Raw genomic sequence first — 17138 nt, 5'->3', positions numbered from 1 at the left:
ATCGGTTTATCCACACGAAATGTCCCTTAAGCCCTGTTTTGCGCATGCAGTGGAAATGCAGCGGCGTTTTAGCGCCCCGCCACCAAGAGGTGAAACAGCCACTCAATCAGCTCGAAACCTTGAATCCCACCGTTCATTGCCACAGAGATGGACTTGCCACCCTAAGGAAAAGCCGCAAAACTAAAGCGCCCCCCAACCGACCATGATCGTCGACTACTCTAATCGATGAGCTGGATACTTTATCGCAGCTCATTGGCCAGTTCACTCCAGACATAATTAGCCATTCCCTCGTACGAGCACAGACGACCGAATTAAGCCTTAAGTTTTACCCTTGCTTCTTGGCCTCTAGATATCCCGCCTGCTGGACTAATTCATCGCTTCACAACGTGCACGTCCACACCACCGAAGAGGCTAAAACAGTTGACGACGATCTCCGGAGCACTGGCAGGTAGATCAGCGGGGTCAATAGCACCACGGTCAACCTTGATGTCGTGACCACCGAAGAGACCGATGCCGCTAACTTGAACACGGAAGCCCTCAGGAATCCATACGTCGACACCACCAAAGATTCCAACCGCTTGGATGGTGGTTACGTGTTCTCGAAGTGCAGCACCGCGCAGGTCAACGTCTGTCCCACCAAAAATACCCATTGTGGTGTGGCGAGAGGCAATGGGAGTACTTCGAACCGTGGTACCACCAAAGATGCCCAAGGAAAGGCTCTGCGCACCACTCACGGATGGTTCGATTTGAGCTAGTGCGCGGTCAACAGTCGTAGCAAGCTCACTACCAACAGAGTTCAGCTCGTGAGTGCTCTTCGAAGCGACCTCGTGGCTGCCAAAGAGTACCCTTCCGGGCTCCTCAAGGAGATCTGAAACGAGGTCGAGCAACTCGCCGCGCGTCGTCGCGTCGGCGCATGTAGAAGAACGTTCCTCAAATTCGGCGACGCTGAGTTGGCCTACAGACATCGCATCAGCCAAGACTTGAGAAGCTGTGGTGCGCTGAGAATTAGTGCATTAAATGTCGCGTGGTTCCATGGCTTTACCTTACGTGGAACCACATGAATGGGCAGGGCAACTAGAAATACGCGCCTGCCCATTCATCTCATTTCGCTATAGCTCAATGCCTGGGTCAAAGTCCGGCAGGCGTTCCCCCACACCGAGGAGCTCGGCAATAGCGGCAACAGCACGATCTGCGGCCTTACCGTCGCCATAGGGGTTAACAGCGTTAGCCATAGAGGTGTACGCAGCGTCATCGTCAAGTAGCAGTTTGGCTTCCGCCACGATGAGACTACGGTTGGTGCCCACAAGCTTCACAGTGCCGGCAACAACAGCTTCAGGGCGCTCAGTGTTCTGGCGCATGACTAGGACCGGCTTACCCAGAGCCGGCGCTTCCTCCTGAACTCCGCCGGAATCAGTGAGGATGATGGTTGCACGGTCAAGCAGTTTGGTGAACTGATCGTACGGAAGCGGATCCGTGATGAGAACATTGGGCAAGGACTCGACTTCCGGAAGCACAGCTTCACGAACCTTCGGGTTCAGGTGTAGCGGCAGGACAAAGTTAATGTCCGAGTAATTTCCCGCAAGGTCCTTGACTGCGCCGCCGATTTCCTTCATCGCTTCAAGGTTTTCGCGGCGGTGGGTGGTCACCACAACCAGACGCTTGTCGGATTCAGCCACTGCTTGCAGGGCAGGATCCTCAAACGCGGTATCCCAGCTGGCTGCCTCCAGAAGAGCGTCAATAACGGTGTTACCAGTGACCGCAATGTCCTTAGAACGCACGTTCTCACGGCGCAGGTTTTCCATTGAACCTGCCGTCGGGGCAAGGTGTAGCTCGGCTACCTGACCAATCAGCTTACGGTTGGCCTCCTCCGGGAACGGAGAGTGAATGTCGCCGGTGCGCAGACCTGCTTCGAGGTGGACGATCTTCACACCACGGTGGAAACCAGCAAGTGCTGCAGTCATTGCAGTCGAGGTATCTCCCTGGGAAATAATGACATCAGGCCGCTCCACATCAATGATTTCGTCGAGCCCCATGAGCGCACGAGAGACAATCTCATTAAGGCCCTGACCGGGCTTCATGAGGTGAAGGTCCAGCTTTGGTTCAATACCAAACATGGTGTTGACCTGCTCCAGCATTTCCTTGTGCTGGCCAGTGGAGACGGCTACAGATTCAAAACGCTCGTCCTTCTCCAGCGCCTTGATGACCGGTGCTACCTTGATGGCCTCAGGGCGGGTTCCGTACACGGTCATAATCTTTGGCTTAGACATAGACATCCTTCGTTTTACCGGGAGAGAATCTCCATAGGAGTCTACAGCGCTAATGCTTCGCGCACACGGCTCGGCTTCGAGAAGGTAAGCGCTAGTCCTCGCTCACGGTGACTTCGCGCGGCTCTTCGAGCCCAGCAGTACGGGGCTCAGCTGCCGCCACGCTGGCGGTGAGCAGCGCTGACATCGCTACGGCTGCCGATGCCGCATACGTATGCTTAGAAGTCTTCACAGGTATTAAGTTAACTGAAGCGAATGCATTATGGGAAGAGTTCACGTCATATCTATTCCCTATCTCTACTCCCCGTTACTGGTGGATTCACTGCCCCACCGCCACCTGCCCAAGATTGCTTAGGCAGGTAGGCTGTTCATGAGAATTGCACGTTGCCCGTACGTTGTACGCAAACGCTGGCTATTGCGCCAGCTTGAAGTAAGGGGATGACTAGTTTCCAATGATCCAATTTGTTGTGGGTGCTGCCGCCGGATACGTCTTTGGAACCAAGGCTGGGCGCAAGCGCTATCACCAAATTAAGGGCGCCTACGAAAAGGCCATCAACTCCCCCGCCACCAAGGCAGCAGTGCGCTCCGCGCGCAAGGCCGTGGCCAACCGCTTGGACCCAGAACCGCGTATGCGCGAGCTCAAGGATTACAACAAGGGGCGCCGCGGCAAGCGCGGCGCCACGGATGGAGTGCAGCCGGATCGGATTTACGAGCCGGACGAAGATTAACGCGCACGCTCGAACGCGTGCGCGGGGGTGTGGATTAGTGCGTAGTGCTCGCTAACGCACGCCGCGGAAGGCGCGGTCATTGAGCTCGCGGCGGGCTTGCTCGAGGGCAACGAGGTCGGCGAAGAGAGAGTTGTAAGACTCTTCGTCGTCGGAGGGGCGCATGCGGCCGAGTTGGGCCTTGAGTTGGGCTACTTGGTCGCCCACGCGGGCTTCTTGGAGGCGGGAGAGAACGGAATCGGCGTAAGCCTCAAGGTCGGTATCGGGGTTGCCGGTCTCCCCTAGCTTGATGGGTTCCACGGCGAGCTCAGAAACGAAGTTGCGGGCCATGAGGTCCGGCATCTCACCCGCCACGGCGGCCAGCCATTCCACACCGGGTTGTTCGGCACCGGCGGTCACGCCGCCGAGGGTCGAGATGGCGCGGCGGATGGTGCGGTAGGCCTCGTTGGAGTATGCATCCTCCGTAATCCCGTCGAAGTAGCTGCCGGCGATCTGCGGGTACTGCAGGGCCAGCTTGAGGGCCTCACGTTGCGGCCACAGGTGCGGCTCGCGGGGGCCGGGGATGTGCATAACGGGGGCATTAGACTGCGAGGGCGCAGAGGAAGTCTCCTCCAGGGAGGCAAAGCGCGGGCGCTGTTCCTTCTTCGGCTTGCGGGCCTCCTGGCGTACCTGCCGGAGTACTTCCTCCGGATCGGGCCAGCCCACCCAACCGGCAAGGCGGCGGGCGTATTCGCGCTGCAGGGGTTCATCGCGAATCTGGGCCACCACGGGCACCGCACGGCGCAGGGCTTGAAGTCGGCCCTCGGCAGAGTCAATGCTGAAGTCCGAGATGACGGAGCGGATGACGAACTCGAACATGGGGATGCGGTCCGCTACCAAATCGCGCACGGCGGCGTCACCACGCTCAAGGCGCAGATCGCAGGGGTCCATGCCGTCCGGGGCCACGGAGACGAAGGACTGGCCGGTGAACTTCTGCTCGCCCTCGAAGGCACGCATGGCGGCCTTCTGGCCGGCCTCGTCACCGTCGAAGGTGTAGATGAGCTCGCCGTGGAAGTAGGAATCATCCAACATCAGGCGGCGCAGCACCTGCAGGTGGTCCGCGCCGAAGGCGGTGCCACAGGAGGCCACGGCCGTCTTCACGCCCGCGGCGTACATAGCCATGACATCCGTATAGCCCTCCACCACCACGGCCTGGTGCTGCTCGGCGATGTTGCGCTTGGCCAAGTCCAGGCCGAAGAGCACCTTGGACTTGTGATAGAGCATGGTTTCGGGCGTGTTCATGTACTTACCCAGCTTGTCATCGTCGAAAAGCTTGCGTGCGCCAAAGCCGATGACGTTGCCGGATAAGTCCTTGATGGGCCACAGCAAGCGCCGGTGGAAGCGATCGATGGGGCCGCGCTTGCCCATCTTGGAAATGCCGGCGGCTTCGAGCTCCTCAAAAGAAAAGCCCATGCGCAGCAGGTGCTTGGTGGCGGTATCCCAGCCCTCCGGGGCATAACCGCACTCAAACTCGTAGATGATTTCCTTGGAGAAGCCGCGGTCCAGGAGGAACTCACGAGCAGTGGCGGCCTGCGGGGTTTCTAGCTGCTGGCGGTAGAACTCGTGCGCGGCCTTGTTGGCGGCGATGAGACGGCGGCGGGTGCCGGGCTTTTCATCGCGCGCACCGGTGGAACCACCTTGGTAATTGATGTGGTAGCCAATCTTCTGGGCTACGGCCTCGACGGCCTCTGGGAAGGAGACCTGCTCCATCTCCATGAGGAAGCTGAAAACATCCCCACCCTTGCCAGTGGAGAAGCAGTGATAATAGCCGCGCTGCGGGCGCACGTGGAAAGACGGGGTTTTCTCATCTTTGAAGGGGCTCAAGCCCTTCAAAGAGTCATAACCAGCGGGTTTGAGCTGAACGTACTCGCCCACGATTTCATCAATAGGCGCGCGTTCACGGATAGCTTGGATATCGCTGTCCGGAATTCTGCCTCGTGCCATGCGTACAGACTACCCCGCCTATAGGACACACAGGTACCCACGGCTGGGTGGGGCCAGGCCACCTAGTCCCACATCCGCAAACACCTCGCGGTGGGGATTGAAAAAAGGCCTGGTATGGATTTCTGTTTCAGGCCTGATAGCTGCAATGATGGGGGCCATGTCCCAATCCTCCCCCTCCAACAAATCGCTGCCGGCCATCATCGGTGGTGCGGTTCTGGTCCTCGTCGCGGGCTACTTTGGCATTGACCTCGGTAGCTCCAGCGATGGTGCGGACCAGAAGGCAGCGCCGTCTTCCTCTGCTGCTGGCGCCTCCACTGCGGCGGGTGCATCCTCTCCAGCTGGTGGGGATGAGGGGGACGTCGCAAATCAGGGCGAGTCAGACCTGCCGACCTGCGCCATGGATTCCCTGCCGCAGGAGGCCCACGAGACCGCCGAGGCCATCCTGGCCGGCGGGCCCTATGACTATCCGGATAATGACAACGTGCGTTTCGGGAACTATGAGGGCGTGCTGCCGCAGCAGGCGAAGAACTACTACCGCGAATACACCGTGGAAACGCCGGGGATTGGGCACCGCGGGGCCAAGCGCATTGTTACCGGCGGCGGCAGCGAGACCGACCCGGATGTCTGGTACTACACCGATGACCACTACGAAAGCTTCTGCAGTATCCCGGACGCGGAGGACTAAGGCATGCAACGCATTCTCATCACTGAACCCATCCGCACGCGCGAGGACTTCTATGGCGCGCTCGGCCGCCTGCGCGGCTGCACCTCCGGCGCCCCGCGCAACCTTGATGCCCTGGCGGACTTCCTGCGCGAGCAACACATCGTGGCAATTATCGCCGCGGACTTCGACATGGTGGAAGAAGACCTGGCCCCCATCAGCATGGTGCTGGAGGACCAGGGTGTCGCGCTAGTGCGCTAGTGAGGTGATGGCCCGGCGGGTTATGACCCGGCTGCGGTTATGGGCTGGCGGGTGGTGGCCCACCGGGGCCTTAGACCTTAGAGGCCGAGGGCGCGCTTGATGGTGTCGCGTACCTCAGGCGCGAGGTAGTTCAGTAGGCCGGCGATGACGGCGGTGGCGCCTGCCGCACCGAAGAGGGCGCCGAGGATGGCGGAGAGGACGCTGCCCGTACCTCGGCTCGAGTTATTGCTCGAGCCGCTGCTGGAGCTGTTGCCGTTGCTGCTCGAGTTGTCGCTGCTGCTGTCGCCGTTGTCGGTGTTGTTGCCTTGGTTGCCGGCGGTGACTTCCACGACGCGGGAGGCCAGGGCCTGGTTGCCGGCGGAGTCGGTGACGGCGTAGGTGATGGAGTACACGCCCGGCTTGGCGGTGTCGATGTTGCCCACTACCTTCACCTTGTCGGTGAGGTCACCGTCCTTATCGTCCTTGGCGGTCACACCGTCGAGGAGGTTGGCCTTTTCGCCCTTGGTGATGGTGAGTTTGTCGCTGGGGACGGTGAGCTCAGGGGCCTTGTTATCCTTCTCCTGCTGCTCCGGCGCGGTGAAGACGCCGAACTGGCGCACGATGCCAGGCTTGGTGTCCTCCTTGGAGGAGGCGTCAGCGGAGGTAGCGTACCAGCCATAGGCCTGGCCGGCCTTGACGTCCTTGTAGGTCACGCTGGCAGGCCAGCCGGACTTGGCGGTGTCTTTGCCAATCACCTTGCCGGTATCGGTCAGGGCGAGCATGGAGTTCGTCGCAAAGCTGGTCTTGCGGGTCTGGAACTGGATCGGAACACGGAACTCGTCCTCGTGGCCGTTGTAGCGCTGGCGGTCGTCGTACTCGGTGGCGTTGTGATCGTCGAGAAGCGGCGAATACGTATCCACGATCATCTCCGAATTCTTCAGATCGAATTGCAGGAGGCGCAGGTAGCTGGAGCCAAAGCGCAGGCCGGTGTCGCCGTCATAGTCGCCGATCTCCGTCAGGCCCAGCTCATCGGAACCGACCTCGTAGAACTGGTAATCCGCGAGAAGCTCCACCACGTGGTTGTTGGTGTGGCCAACGTCCTTGCGCGTGACAATGGATACGCCGTGCTCGTGGCCGGCCAGCACAAGCGCCACGTTGGGGTTCTTCTGGACGACGTTCTCATAGACCATCACGCCATCGTGAGAGAAGTCCGAGCCGCGGCCATCCGGGCTCGCGGAAGGCTTGAGGTAGGCGTGGGTGAGCAGGATGGCGTTGCGGTCGGAGTACTGCTTGAGCACCTTATCGGCCCAGGCTGCTTCCTCCTCAGTGACGTCATAGCCCAGGTGCAGGGCGATGAAATCCATGCCATTGGTGGAGAACAGGTCATAGTGGTTGTCGTTATCGCCCTCAGCATAGGGGTGGTAGGAAGCATCCTGCTCAGCCCACTTACCCTTGCCCTGCTGGGCCTCGTAGCGCTCCGGACCGAAGTACTCGTTGTAGAGGTTGCCGGCGCCGACATCCGCGCCGCTTTGGTTGTCGTGGTTGCCGGGCAGCACGCCGTTGACCACGCCGGCGTCCTCCAGAATCTTCTGGGCGTTGGAGGCTACCTCGAATTCCTTCTTGGCATTGGGGCGGTCATTGTCCTTGCCAATCCAGTTCTCAATGATGTCGCCGGTATGCGCGGAGTAGGCGATCTTGCGCTCGTCGGCGTTATCGGCAATCCACTGGGTGGCCGCGGTGTAGCTTTCTTCCCACTTCTTGCGCTCCTCGGCGGTGGCCTTTTCTACCGCGCCTTCGGAGAGGTACTGGGTATCGGTGTGGTGGGCGATGGAAAAATCATAGTCGCTGCTATCGGCGAACTGCTCGTTGACGGGCTCGTTGAGGTCATCAGCAAAGACGTCATAGCCCACCAGCATGGTGTGGATGCTTCCGCCGTCGACGAAGTCCTGGTTAACTTCCGCGCTGAGGCTTACTTGGGCGTCGGCCGCGCCGCGGGTTTCGGCAAGCTTCTCCCAGCTATTGCTCTTGGTATTCCAGGCCATAAGCCGCACCGAGCGCTTGGGGTCCACGGTGCCGGACCAAGCGATGTCGTGTGCTTTCTTCTCTGCGTCCTTGACCTTGAGGTCAAAGCGCTGGAAGGGCATGTGCTCCGTGGAGGTAGTCTCCTGGGCATCCTCGTTGTCAGGGTTGAGGGCCTTGTTAAAGTCCTCGCCGTCTTCGTACTTAAAGTCCAGGATCTCCGGGATATCCGTGAAGGTGCCTTGGAAGCCCTTCTCCGCTACAGCAACATCGGCTTCGGTGAAGGTGGTCTCCACCTCCCCGCCGCTGGGGTTATCCGCGCGGGCGGAGATGGTCACTCCCTCGCCGCTCGGCGTGGAGTCGGTGCCAGCGGCCCCCGGGAGGTTGCCGGAGGTGAAATCGATGGTTTGGGAGATGGGGTTGCCAAAGACATCGCGGCCCTCGGCCTGGATGGAGTGGTTTCCTTCCTTGAGGCCAGCTCCGATTTCTTGCCCCAGCTCGATGTCCTCGCCGTCCAGGGTGTAGGTGAGCTCGCGGGAGATGAGGGCATCGTTGTTGAACTGGACGTCGAAAGTCACCGGGCCCGTCAGGTGCTGACCCGCGCTCGGGGTGGAGCCGGTGATCTCCGCCTTCTTATCGGTGCTCAGGTTGGAGCCCTCGTAGAGGGCGGAAATCTCATCTTCGCCCAGCGGATCGGAGAAGATGCGGGCCTCGCTGACCACGGCATCGGAGTAGAACTGGGCGGCGTTATCCCGGCCGGAATCCGCGCCGATCATCACGGCGGTGGAATTGGACTTGGGCTTGGTCACCTCGCCGTTGATCTCGGTGTTCTCAGCCACCTTGGCGCCGTTGACGTAGAGCTCGCTCTTGTTTCCGTCATAGACGCCGACCGCGTGGTACCACTGGCCGGGTTCTACCTGCTGCTGGGCCTTCTTGTAGCCATCGCTGCCGTTGACGGTGAAGGTGAGCTGGTCGCCGTAGATGACCATGGCCCAGCCGCCGGCTTCCTTGTTGGCGCAGAGGCTCTTTTCGTTGCCGTCGAAGTCCCCGTCATAGCGGAAAACGCACTCGACGGTGAAGCCGTCCTTGATCTGGTCAAACTTATCCCCGATGTCGAAGCCGACGGCATCCTTGCGGCCATCGAAGTGAGCCACGGGGCGCTCAAGCACGCTGTCTTGCTCCACAGTGGGCTCGCCGATCTTCAGCGGCTCGGCATCAGATGCGGAGTTGCTGATGGTCCCGTTCTCAAGGGAGAGATCCAGGATGTCTGCCTTGGGCAGGTCCTGGGCAGAGGCGAGTGCGGGAGAGACGAGGCTGGAGCCAACGAGGCTGATAGAGGCAATGAGCGCGGCTTTATGCAGCTTTTTCTGAGACACAAAAATTCCTTGACAGTTAATGCAAATGAAGAGACTTCCGCTGCGGGCAGGCTTCAAAGGGGGCCTGGCGGCACGCGGACCTGCCTGAGGTTAGGTGGCCGGTTTTAAGAAGAGTTGTCGGCTATGTAACGCCCAAGTGAACGGTGTTCAACTATCGGGTGACAGGCGTCTCTTGGGATGCCGTGCCGTTGTGTGAGGCACGGCGCTGCTGGGCTTGATGCTGGTCTGCTGCTGACTGTTTGCCGGCTAGCTGAGGAAGCCGAAAAGGTCAGCGCTGCGCTGCGCCAGGCGCTCCAGGCGGGATTCGGTCATGGAAGCAATCTGGTCGATGATGGCGCGGTCACGCTCCAGATCGGTATCGGCTTGCTTCCACCACAGAGCGAAGGTGGCGTCCAGCGAGCCCGGCGCGCCGGCCACCAGGTAGTCGTAGACGCGGTAGATGCGCTCGCGCTGGCGGTCCTGGCGAGCTAAGTGGGCGGGCTCATCCATGACGTAGAGCACGGCGATGGTTTTCAGCAGCGTTACCTCCGCCACGGCACCCGGTGGGACGGCGAGGCCGCCGTGCATGCGGCCGAGTAGGCCGTCGTTAGCCGCGAGCGTGGCGGAAACGGTAGCGCCAACATAGCGGCCGACAAGCTCCGAGGTCATCTTCTTTAAGTTGGCATAAGAGCGCAGGGAGTAGTCGAAGTTGCCGATGGCGTTGATGACGTCCAGCTGGCGCAGGCGGTCGGCGGCCTCGAGGAGCTCATCGGCATTACCACCGAAGGCTTTTGCGCCCTTGTCCGCGAGGTTGGCCAGCTCCACCAGGTCCCAGAGCACGTTCAAAGAGATGCGGCGGGAGATGATGCCGTCTTCGACGTCATGGACGGAATAAGCGATATCATCCGACCAGTCCATGACCTGAGCTTCCATGGACTTGCGCTGGTCTGGGTGGCCTTGGCGCAGCCACTCCAGCACGTCCGCGTCTTCGTCGTAGGCGCCGTATTTGCGGTTGGTCGTGCCATCCGGGTTGGTCTTGGTCCAGGGGTATTTGCAGGCGGCATCGAGTGAGGCGCGGGTGAGGTTGAGGCCATAGCTGCGCGGGCCCGCCGGAGAATCCAGCACTACCTTGGGCTCCAGCTTGGTCAGGATGCGCAAGGTCTGGGCATTGCCCTCAAAGCCGCCAAGGGCCACCTCGTTGAGGGCATTCTCGCCGTTGTGGCCGTAGGGCGGGTGGCCGATGTCATGGGTCAGGCCCGCCATATCGCACAGGTCTGGGTCCAGGCCTAAGCCGGCACCGATGCTGCGGGCAATCTGGCTGACCTCCAGAGAGTGTGTCAGCCGGGTGCGCGGGGTATCGCCATCGCGCGGGCCCACCACTTGGGTCTTATCCGCCAAGCGGCGCAGGGCCGCGGAATGCAGGACGCGGGCGCGGTCGCGGGAAAAGGCGCCGCGGTGTTCCTCAGATTTGAGCAGGGCCGAGCCCTTGGGAGTCTCGGAGGCAAGGCGGGCGACGTCTTCTGCGCGATAGGAATAGCTCACGGTGTTCCAGCTTAGGCGGAGTCCTGGCCATCCTGGGGCTGCCTCGCGCCAATGACGCGGTGGCGCAGGGCCTGGTTGGGGCGGATGAGGCGCTCGATGCGGTAGAAGGCCGCGCGCACGCCTTCGGTGCGCTCCTCCCCCAGCAAGGTGCGCAAGCCCAGGTAGGCCAAGCCACCGCTCTCGTGGGCCAGGTAGCGCCACCAGGGGATGGAAAAGCGCGGGGAAGGATAATAGGGCGTGCCCAGCACCGTGGCCGCAATCCCCTCTTGGCGGGCGATGAGGAAGGTGCGCAGGCGGTGGAGCGGATCGGTGATGATGACGGCCTCTCTCACACCCAGCTTGTCGCGGGCAGCGGCCAGCTCGCTGCGGGTGTCGAGGCCTTCTTCGAGGGCGGTGACGTTGAGGGGCCCGTCGGCAAGCAGGCGTTTCGCCACCCCGGCTTCGGTGAACCTATCGCCGGGCAGCTTCCCGCCGACTGTGATGATGGGCAGGTCGTGCGCGGCGGCGTACTCGGCGGCACAGCGCACACGGCCGGACAGGATGCGGGAGGGGCGCCCGTCGTATTGCGCAGCGCCGAGGACAATAACGTACTTCACTGTCTGACCACTCTAGCGCTAGGTGGGAAGGTATCGTGGTGCGCATGACTACTGCTGCTCGTTTTGGTCGCGCCGCCCTTGCTGCTCTTGTGTTGGGGTTGGCCACTGCTAGCCCCGCTATGGCTGCGGATTTCGTTCTTGCCGCGCCGGAGGCGGCCTCGCTCACGGATAAGGTAACGGATGAGGCGGGGGTGCTCTCGGATTCGGAAAAGGCCGAGTTGGAGGACAAGATTAGCGCACTGCAGCAGGAGCACCACGTGGTCATTTTCGTGGTCTTTGCCTCCTCGCTGCCGGAGGGCGCGGAAAGCTATGCGGACAGCATTGTGAAGTCTAAGGGCCCTAATTCTGCGGCCTATGTGGTGGGCGTGGATGATTCCACCGTGGGCGTGCAGACGGGCAATGACTGGCCGCGCGGGCGCCTGGATGTGATGTATGAGGCGGCCTACGCCAAGCTTGCCGACGGTCACCAGTTCGGTGCCTCCGCGCTCGCGCTTGTCGACGCTGCCGCGACCGGTTCTTCGGGTTCCTCTTCTGGCTCAGCTGGTTCATCCAGCTCTTCTGATTCCGATGGGTCGGGTGGTCTATGGCTGGCTGGCGGCGCAGGTGCCCTGGCGTTGGCCGGCGGTGGCATCGCGGTGGCAAGCCGGCGCAAGACCAAGAAGGACTCGGCGGCTACGCTGGAGTCCGCGCGCCAGATTGAGCCGAGTAATACCGCACAGCTGGACCGCTTGGATGTGGACACCTTGGAGAAGCTGGCACAGGAAGAGCTGGTCTCCACGGATGAATCGATCCGCCGCGGCAAGGAGGAGCTGGATATTGCGGTGGCCGAGTTCGGCCCCGAGCGCACCCGCCCGTTCACGCGCGCAATGAACCACTCCACGCTGACGTTGCAGAAGGCTTTCCAGCTGCAGCAGAAGCTTCAGGACAACCTGCCGGAATCGACGGCGGAGCGCCGCCAGATGCTGGTGGAGATCATCTCCTCCTGCGGGCAGGCCGATGATGCGTTGGATGAGCAGGCGGCGGACTTTGCCAAGATGCGTGACTTGCTCATTAACGCCGGCTCTAAGCTGGATGAGCTGACTCAGCGCACCGTCGATCTGCGCGGGCGCCTGCCGCAGGCCCGCACGACTCTGTCCACGCTCAGTGGTTCCTACTCCGAGGAGGTGTTGTCCTCCATTGCGGATAACCCAGAAATGGCGGAGGTCTCGCTCGACGAGGCCGAGGAGCTGCTTTCGCGCGGCCGGGAACTGCAGTCCCAGCCCGCTGGCCAACAGGGTCCTTTAGTGGGCTATATCCGCGATGCCGAGCACGCCTTGGAGGTCTCCGACCGCCTCCTCAATGCCGTTGAGAATGCGGAGAACTCGATCACCGCGGCGCGCGATAACCTGCCGGCGCTCATCGATGAGGTTGAGGAAGAAATTGCTGAAGCACAGCACCTCGAGCAGCGCGGCAAGGCCCAGGGCTCCCCTGCCGATTGGTCCGCGCTGGAGTCGCTGCTCGTTCAGGCGCGGGAGGCGCTCAGTGCGGCTCGCCAGCATGGCCAGGCAGACCCGCTGGGTCAGTACACAGCGCTGACGGCTCTCGATAGCAAGCTGGATGAGCAGCTCGATACCGTGCGCGAGACCAACGCCACCCGCGAGCGCCAAATCGCGCTTTACCGCCAGCAGATTGCTGCTGCCGAGTCCGCCATCCAGGCAGCTGAAGACCTGCTGTCCTCGCGGGGTCGCGTGGTGGGCCCCGATGCGCGCGTCGCGCTTGCCGATGCCACCCGCCTCTTCGCCCAAGCCCAGAACTCCGCCTCCAAGGACTTACGCGCGGCGCTCAACTACTCCCGCGATGCCGCTTCTGCCGCGCAGACCTCGCTCAATCGCGCGAAGGAAGACCTGGAGGCTTACCGCCGCCAGGAGCAGCGCCGCCAGGCCACTGATGCCGCGGGCAACATTCTGACTGGCATGGTTATCGGCCAGATTCTCGGCGGAGGCTCCAGCGGCCACCGCGGTGGTGGCTTCGGTGGCGGTTTCGGCGGAGGCTTCTCCGGCGGCGGGGGCTTCGGCGGCGGTGGCTTCGGCGGCGGTGGTGGAGGCGGCTTCCGCGGCGGCTCCTTCTAGCCGCCCCTACTTCCCCTTTCCGCGCCTAGGCCTCGAAGCCCGCGGCCCACACCCGGCATCTCATAACCGGGGCGGCCCCATAAGGCATCTCGCAAAAGGCGCCTTGCAAAAGGCTGCAGTCAAACGGTTTACCTGGGGGCAAGTAAACCTTTTACACCGAGCTAGATGGTTCGTTTGGGGGCAAACAAACCTTATGACTGCAACCATCTGACGCGAGCCCTCTACCGGCATACCAAGCCGAGCAAGGAAGCTAGAAGAGCTCCCCTTTTAATGAAATCACCCAAGTTTCCACGCCAGTTCTGACTATATCGCGGAAGGTGGGTTAGGTGCGTAGGGGGCGGGTGGAGCCGTCGAGAAGCAGGCAACAGTAGCTGATGAAGACGGCGTCGGTGAGGGGGAGCTCGCCCACCGCGACTTCGAGGCCGCGGCCCCGCGGAGTGGTGCGGGCGACTTCGGTGGCGGTGCCCGACGTGGCGGAGTCTGGGATAGCGAGAATACGGCGCTGCCGGCGGAATGGATTCGTGCGCTCAAGCAAGTACTCGCGGCCCTGACAGAGCGCGCGCAGCTTATTCACCGTAAAGCTGGCCTGCTCCGCCGAAAAGTCGGCCCCACGCACTGCGAAGCGGCGCGCGCCCGGGGTGTGCTCAAAGGCAATGGTTTCGCCCGGGCCTGACAGCAGCAGGCCCGTCGGAGTCACGCGGGCGATGACCTCGCCCGCGCCATCCACCAGCGCCTCATCGCGCCACACCCAGCGCTGCATCAGAGAAGCACCGCAACAATGGCGACGATGGTCATGAGCAGCAGCGTCGCGATGATCGGAATCGCGGTTTTCTGCGTCCGGGCCTCCAAAATGACCCGCGTAAACCAGCTCAGGGCAGCAATCTCCGAGTGGCTGAGGCCATCGGAATCATCGCTGTCCTCGCCTTCGAACTCGAGGATGGCCTTGCGTACGCCAGAGTTCTTGGAGGAAAATTGCGCGATTTTAAGGCCGTCGTGGTCTTCAACAATCCAGTCGCCACCAGCCTCGTTGATGAAGGCAAAGGTGCGCCCGTCCAGCGAGGCCTCCAAACGCTTATCGCGCTTGGGGTTGCCCGCCAGGCGGTAGACGCGGTCATCCTCCAAGGTCACTGACGCGCCCAAGTCATCGAGGCCTAAGCGCCAGTGCTCGCCTTCCACATCCGCCGAGCGTTCCTGGAACATGCCCAACGACGCCGGCCCCTCCCCCACGAGGAGGACCGGGTTCTGGCGGTCACTGCGGTCCCAGCTGGTGTAGTGCATTAGCAGCCAACCAGGCGGGCGGCCAGGTAAGCCTCAAGCTCGTCGAGCTTGACGCGCTCCTGCTCCATGGAGTCACGCTCACGCACGGTGACCGCGTTGTCCTCGAGGGTGTCGAAGTCATAGGTCACGCAGAAAGGCGTGCCGATCTCATCCTGGCGGCGGTAGCGGCGGCCGATGGCACCAGAGACATCGAACTCCACGTTCCAGTTGGCGCGCAGCTTGTTGGCCAGCTCGCGGGCCGGGGTGGACAGCTCTTCTTTCTTGGACAGCGGCAGCACGGCCACCTTGACCGGAGCCAGACGGCGGTCCAGGCGCAGCACCACGCGCTTATCGGTACCACCCTTGGCGTTCGGGGCCTCCTCCTCGTCATAAGCATCGATGAGGAAGGCCATCATGGCGCGGCCCAGGCCGGCAGCCGGCTCAATGACGTACGGGGTCCAGCGCTCGCCAGCCTCCTGGTCGAAGTAGGACAGGTCCTCGCCCGAGCCCTTGGTGTGCACGGAAAGGTCGTAGTCCGTACGGTTGGCCACGCCTTCCAGCTCGCCCCACTTGGAGCCCTTGAAGTTGTAGGCGTATTCCACGTCCACGGTGCGCTTGGAGTAGTGGGAGAGCTTCTCCTGCGGGTGCTCGTAGAGGCGCAGGTTCTCCTTCTTGATACCGAGGTCGATGTACCAGTTGAAGCGGTCATCAATCCAGTACTGGTGCCACTCTTCGTCCTCGCCCGGTTTGACGAAGAACTCCATCTCCATCTGCTCGAACTCGCGGGTGCGGAAAATGAAGTTACCCGGGGTGATCTCGTTACGGAAGGACTTACCAATGTTGGCGATGCCGAACGGCGGCTTCATACGTGCCGAGGTCATCACGTTCTTGAAGTTCACGAAGATGCCCTGCGCGGTCTCCGGGCGCAGGTAGTGCAGTCCCTGCTCATCATCGACCGGGCCCAGGAAGGTCTTGAGCAGACCGGAGAAGGCCTTCGGCTCGGTCCAGTCACCCGGCTGGCCGGTCTCCGGATCATTAATATCCGCAAGGCCGTTGGCCGGCTCATGGCCGTGCTTTTCCTCATAAGCCTCAATCAGGTGGTCGGCGCGGTAGCGCTTACCGGTGTGCTTGGACTCCACCAGCGGGTCGGTGAAGACCTCAACGTGGCCGGAGGAGACCCACACCTGGCGCGGCTGGATCACAGATGTATCGACACCCACGACATCATCGCGGGACTGCACCATGTGGCGCCACCACTGGCGCTTGATGTTCTCTTTGAGCTCGACGCCAAGCGGGCCATAGTCCCACGCAGAGCGGGAACCGCCATAAATTTCACCTGCCTGGTAGACCAAGCCGCGGCGCTTACACAGGCTGACGACGGTATCAATGACGGATGCCATAGCTAATGGGACTCCTCTGGTAGGGGACAGTCTTTATACAGTGCGGCCTAGTCTAGCGTGCCCCTTAGCACCGCGTGCCTTCACCCCAGAAGTGTGGTGCATTTTATACACATTTCCGCATTCTTCAGCTATAGTGCCCATAGCTCTCTTTTTAACTCTCCACCGATAGAAATGACTGAAGGTGAACGGCGTGACCAACACCCAGACTGACACCCCTCCCCTCGATCTGGCGGCGGCTGCCTCCGTCATTAGCGCTTTGGATTCACCGTTGCGCATCGACATCATCCAGCGCCTGGCCGAGCGCGATCACTACGTCCACGAACTGGTCTCCGCGACCGGCAAATCGCAGCCACTTATTAGTCAGCACCTGCGGGTTTTGAAACGCGCGAACATCGTCGACAGCGAGCGCACCGGCCGCGAAGTCCGTTACTCTTTGGTGGCCCCTAAGGTGCTGCCTTTGCTTCGCGACGCCTCACTGGCCACCTCTTAATGGAAGTGTGTTGATAAACTAAGCCACATGGCCATCCACGACAGTATTCCCAAACTCGGCGCTCGCAATACCCGCCAGCGCACCGCCGTCGTTGAGGTCCTGCGCAGTCTCGACAAGTTCGTCTCTGCCAAGGACATTCACCAGGCGCTTCTCGACGGTAACCAGAAAGTCGGCCTCACCACCGTCTATCGCACGCTCCAATCACTCTCGGAGATTGAAGCTGTTGACGCGCTCCACATGCCCTCCGGCGAGACCCTCTACCGCCATTGCGAGAGCGATGCGCACCACCACCACTTGGTGTGCACCAAATGCGGCCGCACCGAAGAAATCGATGGCGGCCCGATTGAAGAGTGGGCCTCCTCGGTAGCCAAGGAGCACGACTTCGAGCTCACCGGGCACGATGCCGAAATCTTCGGCATCTGCGCCGAGTGCCGCGCGGCGTCTTAGACACGCCACTTTTCCTGCCACATCGAGGATATCTTCATCCCCCTCGACAGC

Annotated in this window: 15 protein-coding genes and 1 pseudogene; 6 read left to right on the top strand and 10 right to left on the bottom strand. The window is 61.6% G+C overall.

The window, feature by feature from the left end:
* Positions 1 to 371: 371 nt before the first annotated feature.
* The 3 genes and pseudogenes from HMPREF2781_RS12795 to HMPREF2781_RS12505 all read right to left on the bottom strand — a co-directional run.
* Positions 372 to 998, bottom strand: a pseudogene (locus HMPREF2781_RS12795) (DUF1707 domain-containing protein); the annotation flags it as partial.
* A gap of 111 nt (positions 999 to 1109) precedes the next feature.
* Positions 1110 to 2267 (bottom strand): non-hydrolyzing UDP-N-acetylglucosamine 2-epimerase, encoded by a 1158-nt coding sequence (wecB, locus tag HMPREF2781_RS04795; protein WP_070644593.1) that lies wholly within the window; start codon positions 2265 to 2267, stop codon positions 1110 to 1112.
* Positions 2268 to 2358: 91 nt separating this feature from the next.
* Positions 2359 to 2496, bottom strand: coding sequence for a hypothetical protein (locus tag HMPREF2781_RS12505; protein WP_168160907.1), 138 nt, complete (start codon positions 2494 to 2496; stop codon positions 2359 to 2361).
* Between the two features lie 220 nt (positions 2497 to 2716).
* On the opposite strand from HMPREF2781_RS12505, the gene HMPREF2781_RS04790 reads away from it, so the two are divergent.
* A complete protein-coding gene (locus HMPREF2781_RS04790; RefSeq protein ID WP_070644592.1) occupies positions 2717 to 2992 on the top strand; it encodes a hypothetical protein in 276 nt (91 codons plus the stop codon).
* Positions 2993 to 3043: 51 nt separating this feature from the next.
* Here HMPREF2781_RS04790 and dnaG read toward each other — a convergent pair whose 3' ends face one another.
* The gene (gene dnaG / locus HMPREF2781_RS04785) at positions 3044 to 4972 is read right to left on the bottom strand and encodes a DNA primase (RefSeq protein ID WP_070644591.1); all 1929 of its coding nucleotides are present in this window, start codon (positions 4970 to 4972) and stop codon (positions 3044 to 3046) included.
* Between the two features lie 157 nt (positions 4973 to 5129).
* Between dnaG and HMPREF2781_RS04780 the strand changes: the two genes are divergently transcribed.
* A complete protein-coding gene (locus HMPREF2781_RS04780; RefSeq protein WP_070644590.1) occupies positions 5130 to 5657 on the top strand; it encodes a guanyl-specific ribonuclease in 528 nt (175 codons plus the stop codon).
* A gap of 3 nt (positions 5658 to 5660) precedes the next feature.
* Positions 5661 to 5894: a barstar family protein gene (locus HMPREF2781_RS04775; protein ID WP_070525502.1), complete on the top strand. Its 234-nt coding sequence runs from the start codon at positions 5661 to 5663 to the stop codon at positions 5892 to 5894.
* A 77-nt stretch (positions 5895 to 5971) separates the two neighbouring features.
* Here HMPREF2781_RS04775 and HMPREF2781_RS04770 read toward each other — a convergent pair whose 3' ends face one another.
* From HMPREF2781_RS04770 to HMPREF2781_RS04760, 3 genes are all read right to left on the bottom strand, one after another.
* Positions 5972 to 9268 carry an immunoglobulin-like domain-containing protein gene (locus HMPREF2781_RS04770; protein WP_210386005.1) on the bottom strand — a complete coding sequence of 1099 codons (3297 nt, stop codon included), beginning with the start codon at positions 9266 to 9268 and terminating at the stop codon, positions 5972 to 5974.
* A gap of 246 nt (positions 9269 to 9514) precedes the next feature.
* A complete protein-coding gene (locus tag HMPREF2781_RS04765) occupies positions 9515 to 10789 on the bottom strand; it encodes a deoxyguanosinetriphosphate triphosphohydrolase (RefSeq protein WP_070644589.1) in 1275 nt (424 codons plus the stop codon).
* Positions 10790 to 10800: 11 nt separating this feature from the next.
* A complete protein-coding gene (locus HMPREF2781_RS04760) occupies positions 10801 to 11385 on the bottom strand; it encodes a YdcF family protein (RefSeq protein ID WP_070644588.1) in 585 nt (194 codons plus the stop codon).
* Positions 11386 to 11429: 44 nt separating this feature from the next.
* On the opposite strand from HMPREF2781_RS04760, the gene HMPREF2781_RS04755 reads away from it, so the two are divergent.
* Complete coding sequence (locus HMPREF2781_RS04755; protein WP_070644587.1) at positions 11430 to 13493, top strand: TPM domain-containing protein; 2064 nt, start codon at positions 11430 to 11432, stop codon at positions 13491 to 13493.
* A gap of 322 nt (positions 13494 to 13815) precedes the next feature.
* Here the strand turns inward: HMPREF2781_RS04755 and HMPREF2781_RS04750 are convergent, their stop codons facing one another.
* Genes HMPREF2781_RS04750 through HMPREF2781_RS04740 form a run of 3 tightly spaced genes read right to left on the bottom strand, consistent with a single transcriptional unit; the run spans position 13816 to position 16150 of the window.
* Positions 13816 to 14253 carry a hypothetical protein gene (locus tag HMPREF2781_RS04750; protein WP_070644586.1) on the bottom strand — a complete coding sequence of 146 codons (438 nt, stop codon included), beginning with the start codon at positions 14251 to 14253 and terminating at the stop codon, positions 13816 to 13818.
* Entirely contained in the window at positions 14253 to 14771 is a 519-nt protein-coding gene (locus HMPREF2781_RS04745) for a hypothetical protein (RefSeq protein WP_070644585.1), read from the bottom strand. The genes HMPREF2781_RS04750 and HMPREF2781_RS04745 overlap by 1 nt, the downstream gene beginning before the upstream one ends.
* Complete coding sequence (locus tag HMPREF2781_RS04740; RefSeq protein ID WP_010190757.1) at positions 14771 to 16150, bottom strand: glycine--tRNA ligase; 1380 nt, start codon at positions 16148 to 16150, stop codon at positions 14771 to 14773. Before HMPREF2781_RS04740 ends, HMPREF2781_RS04745 begins: the two co-directional genes overlap by 1 nt.
* Positions 16151 to 16340: 190 nt before the next feature.
* Between HMPREF2781_RS04740 and HMPREF2781_RS04735 the strand changes: the two genes are divergently transcribed.
* Together HMPREF2781_RS04735 and HMPREF2781_RS04730 are read left to right on the top strand one after the other, a co-directional pair.
* Entirely contained in the window at positions 16341 to 16640 is a 300-nt protein-coding gene (locus HMPREF2781_RS04735; RefSeq protein WP_070446677.1) for an ArsR/SmtB family transcription factor, read from the top strand.
* Positions 16641 to 16667: 27 nt separating this feature from the next.
* Complete coding sequence (locus HMPREF2781_RS04730) at positions 16668 to 17087, top strand: Fur family transcriptional regulator (protein WP_070644584.1); 420 nt, start codon at positions 16668 to 16670, stop codon at positions 17085 to 17087.
* The last annotated feature ends 51 nt before the right edge of the window (positions 17088 to 17138 follow it).

This window comes from Corynebacterium sp. HMSC062A03 (assembly GCF_001811145.1).
Taxonomy (GTDB): domain Bacteria; phylum Actinomycetota; class Actinomycetes; order Mycobacteriales; family Mycobacteriaceae; genus Corynebacterium; species Corynebacterium aurimucosum.
Note: the sequence above shows the minus strand (reverse complement) of the source record. Positions and strands in the feature narration are given on the sequence as shown.

Excerpts from the sequence above, each read along its gene's own strand:
- wecB (WP_070644593.1), bottom strand. The coding sequence starts at position 2,267 with ATGTCTAAGCCAAAGATTATGACCGTGTACGGAACCCGCCCTGAGGCC.
- HMPREF2781_RS04790 (WP_070644592.1), top strand. The coding sequence starts at position 2,717 with ATGATCCAATTTGTTGTGGGTGCTGCCGCCGGATACGTCTTTGGAACC.
- dnaG (WP_070644591.1), bottom strand. The coding sequence starts at position 4,972 with ATGGCACGAGGCAGAATTCCGGACAGCGATATCCAAGCTATCCGTGAA.
- HMPREF2781_RS04780 (WP_070644590.1), top strand. The coding sequence starts at position 5,130 with ATGTCCCAATCCTCCCCCTCCAACAAATCGCTGCCGGCCATCATCGGT.
- HMPREF2781_RS04775 (WP_070525502.1), top strand. The coding sequence starts at position 5,661 with ATGCAACGCATTCTCATCACTGAACCCATCCGCACGCGCGAGGACTTC.
- HMPREF2781_RS04755 (WP_070644587.1), top strand. The coding sequence starts at position 11,430 with ATGACTACTGCTGCTCGTTTTGGTCGCGCCGCCCTTGCTGCTCTTGTG.
- HMPREF2781_RS04750 (WP_070644586.1), bottom strand. The coding sequence starts at position 14,253 with ATGCAGCGCTGGGTGTGGCGCGATGAGGCGCTGGTGGATGGCGCGGGC.
- HMPREF2781_RS04745 (WP_070644585.1), bottom strand. The coding sequence starts at position 14,771 with ATGCACTACACCAGCTGGGACCGCAGTGACCGCCAGAACCCGGTCCTC.
- HMPREF2781_RS04740 (WP_010190757.1), bottom strand. The coding sequence starts at position 16,150 with ATGGCATCCGTCATTGATACCGTCGTCAGCCTGTGTAAGCGCCGCGGC.
- HMPREF2781_RS04730 (WP_070644584.1), top strand. The coding sequence starts at position 16,668 with ATGGCCATCCACGACAGTATTCCCAAACTCGGCGCTCGCAATACCCGC.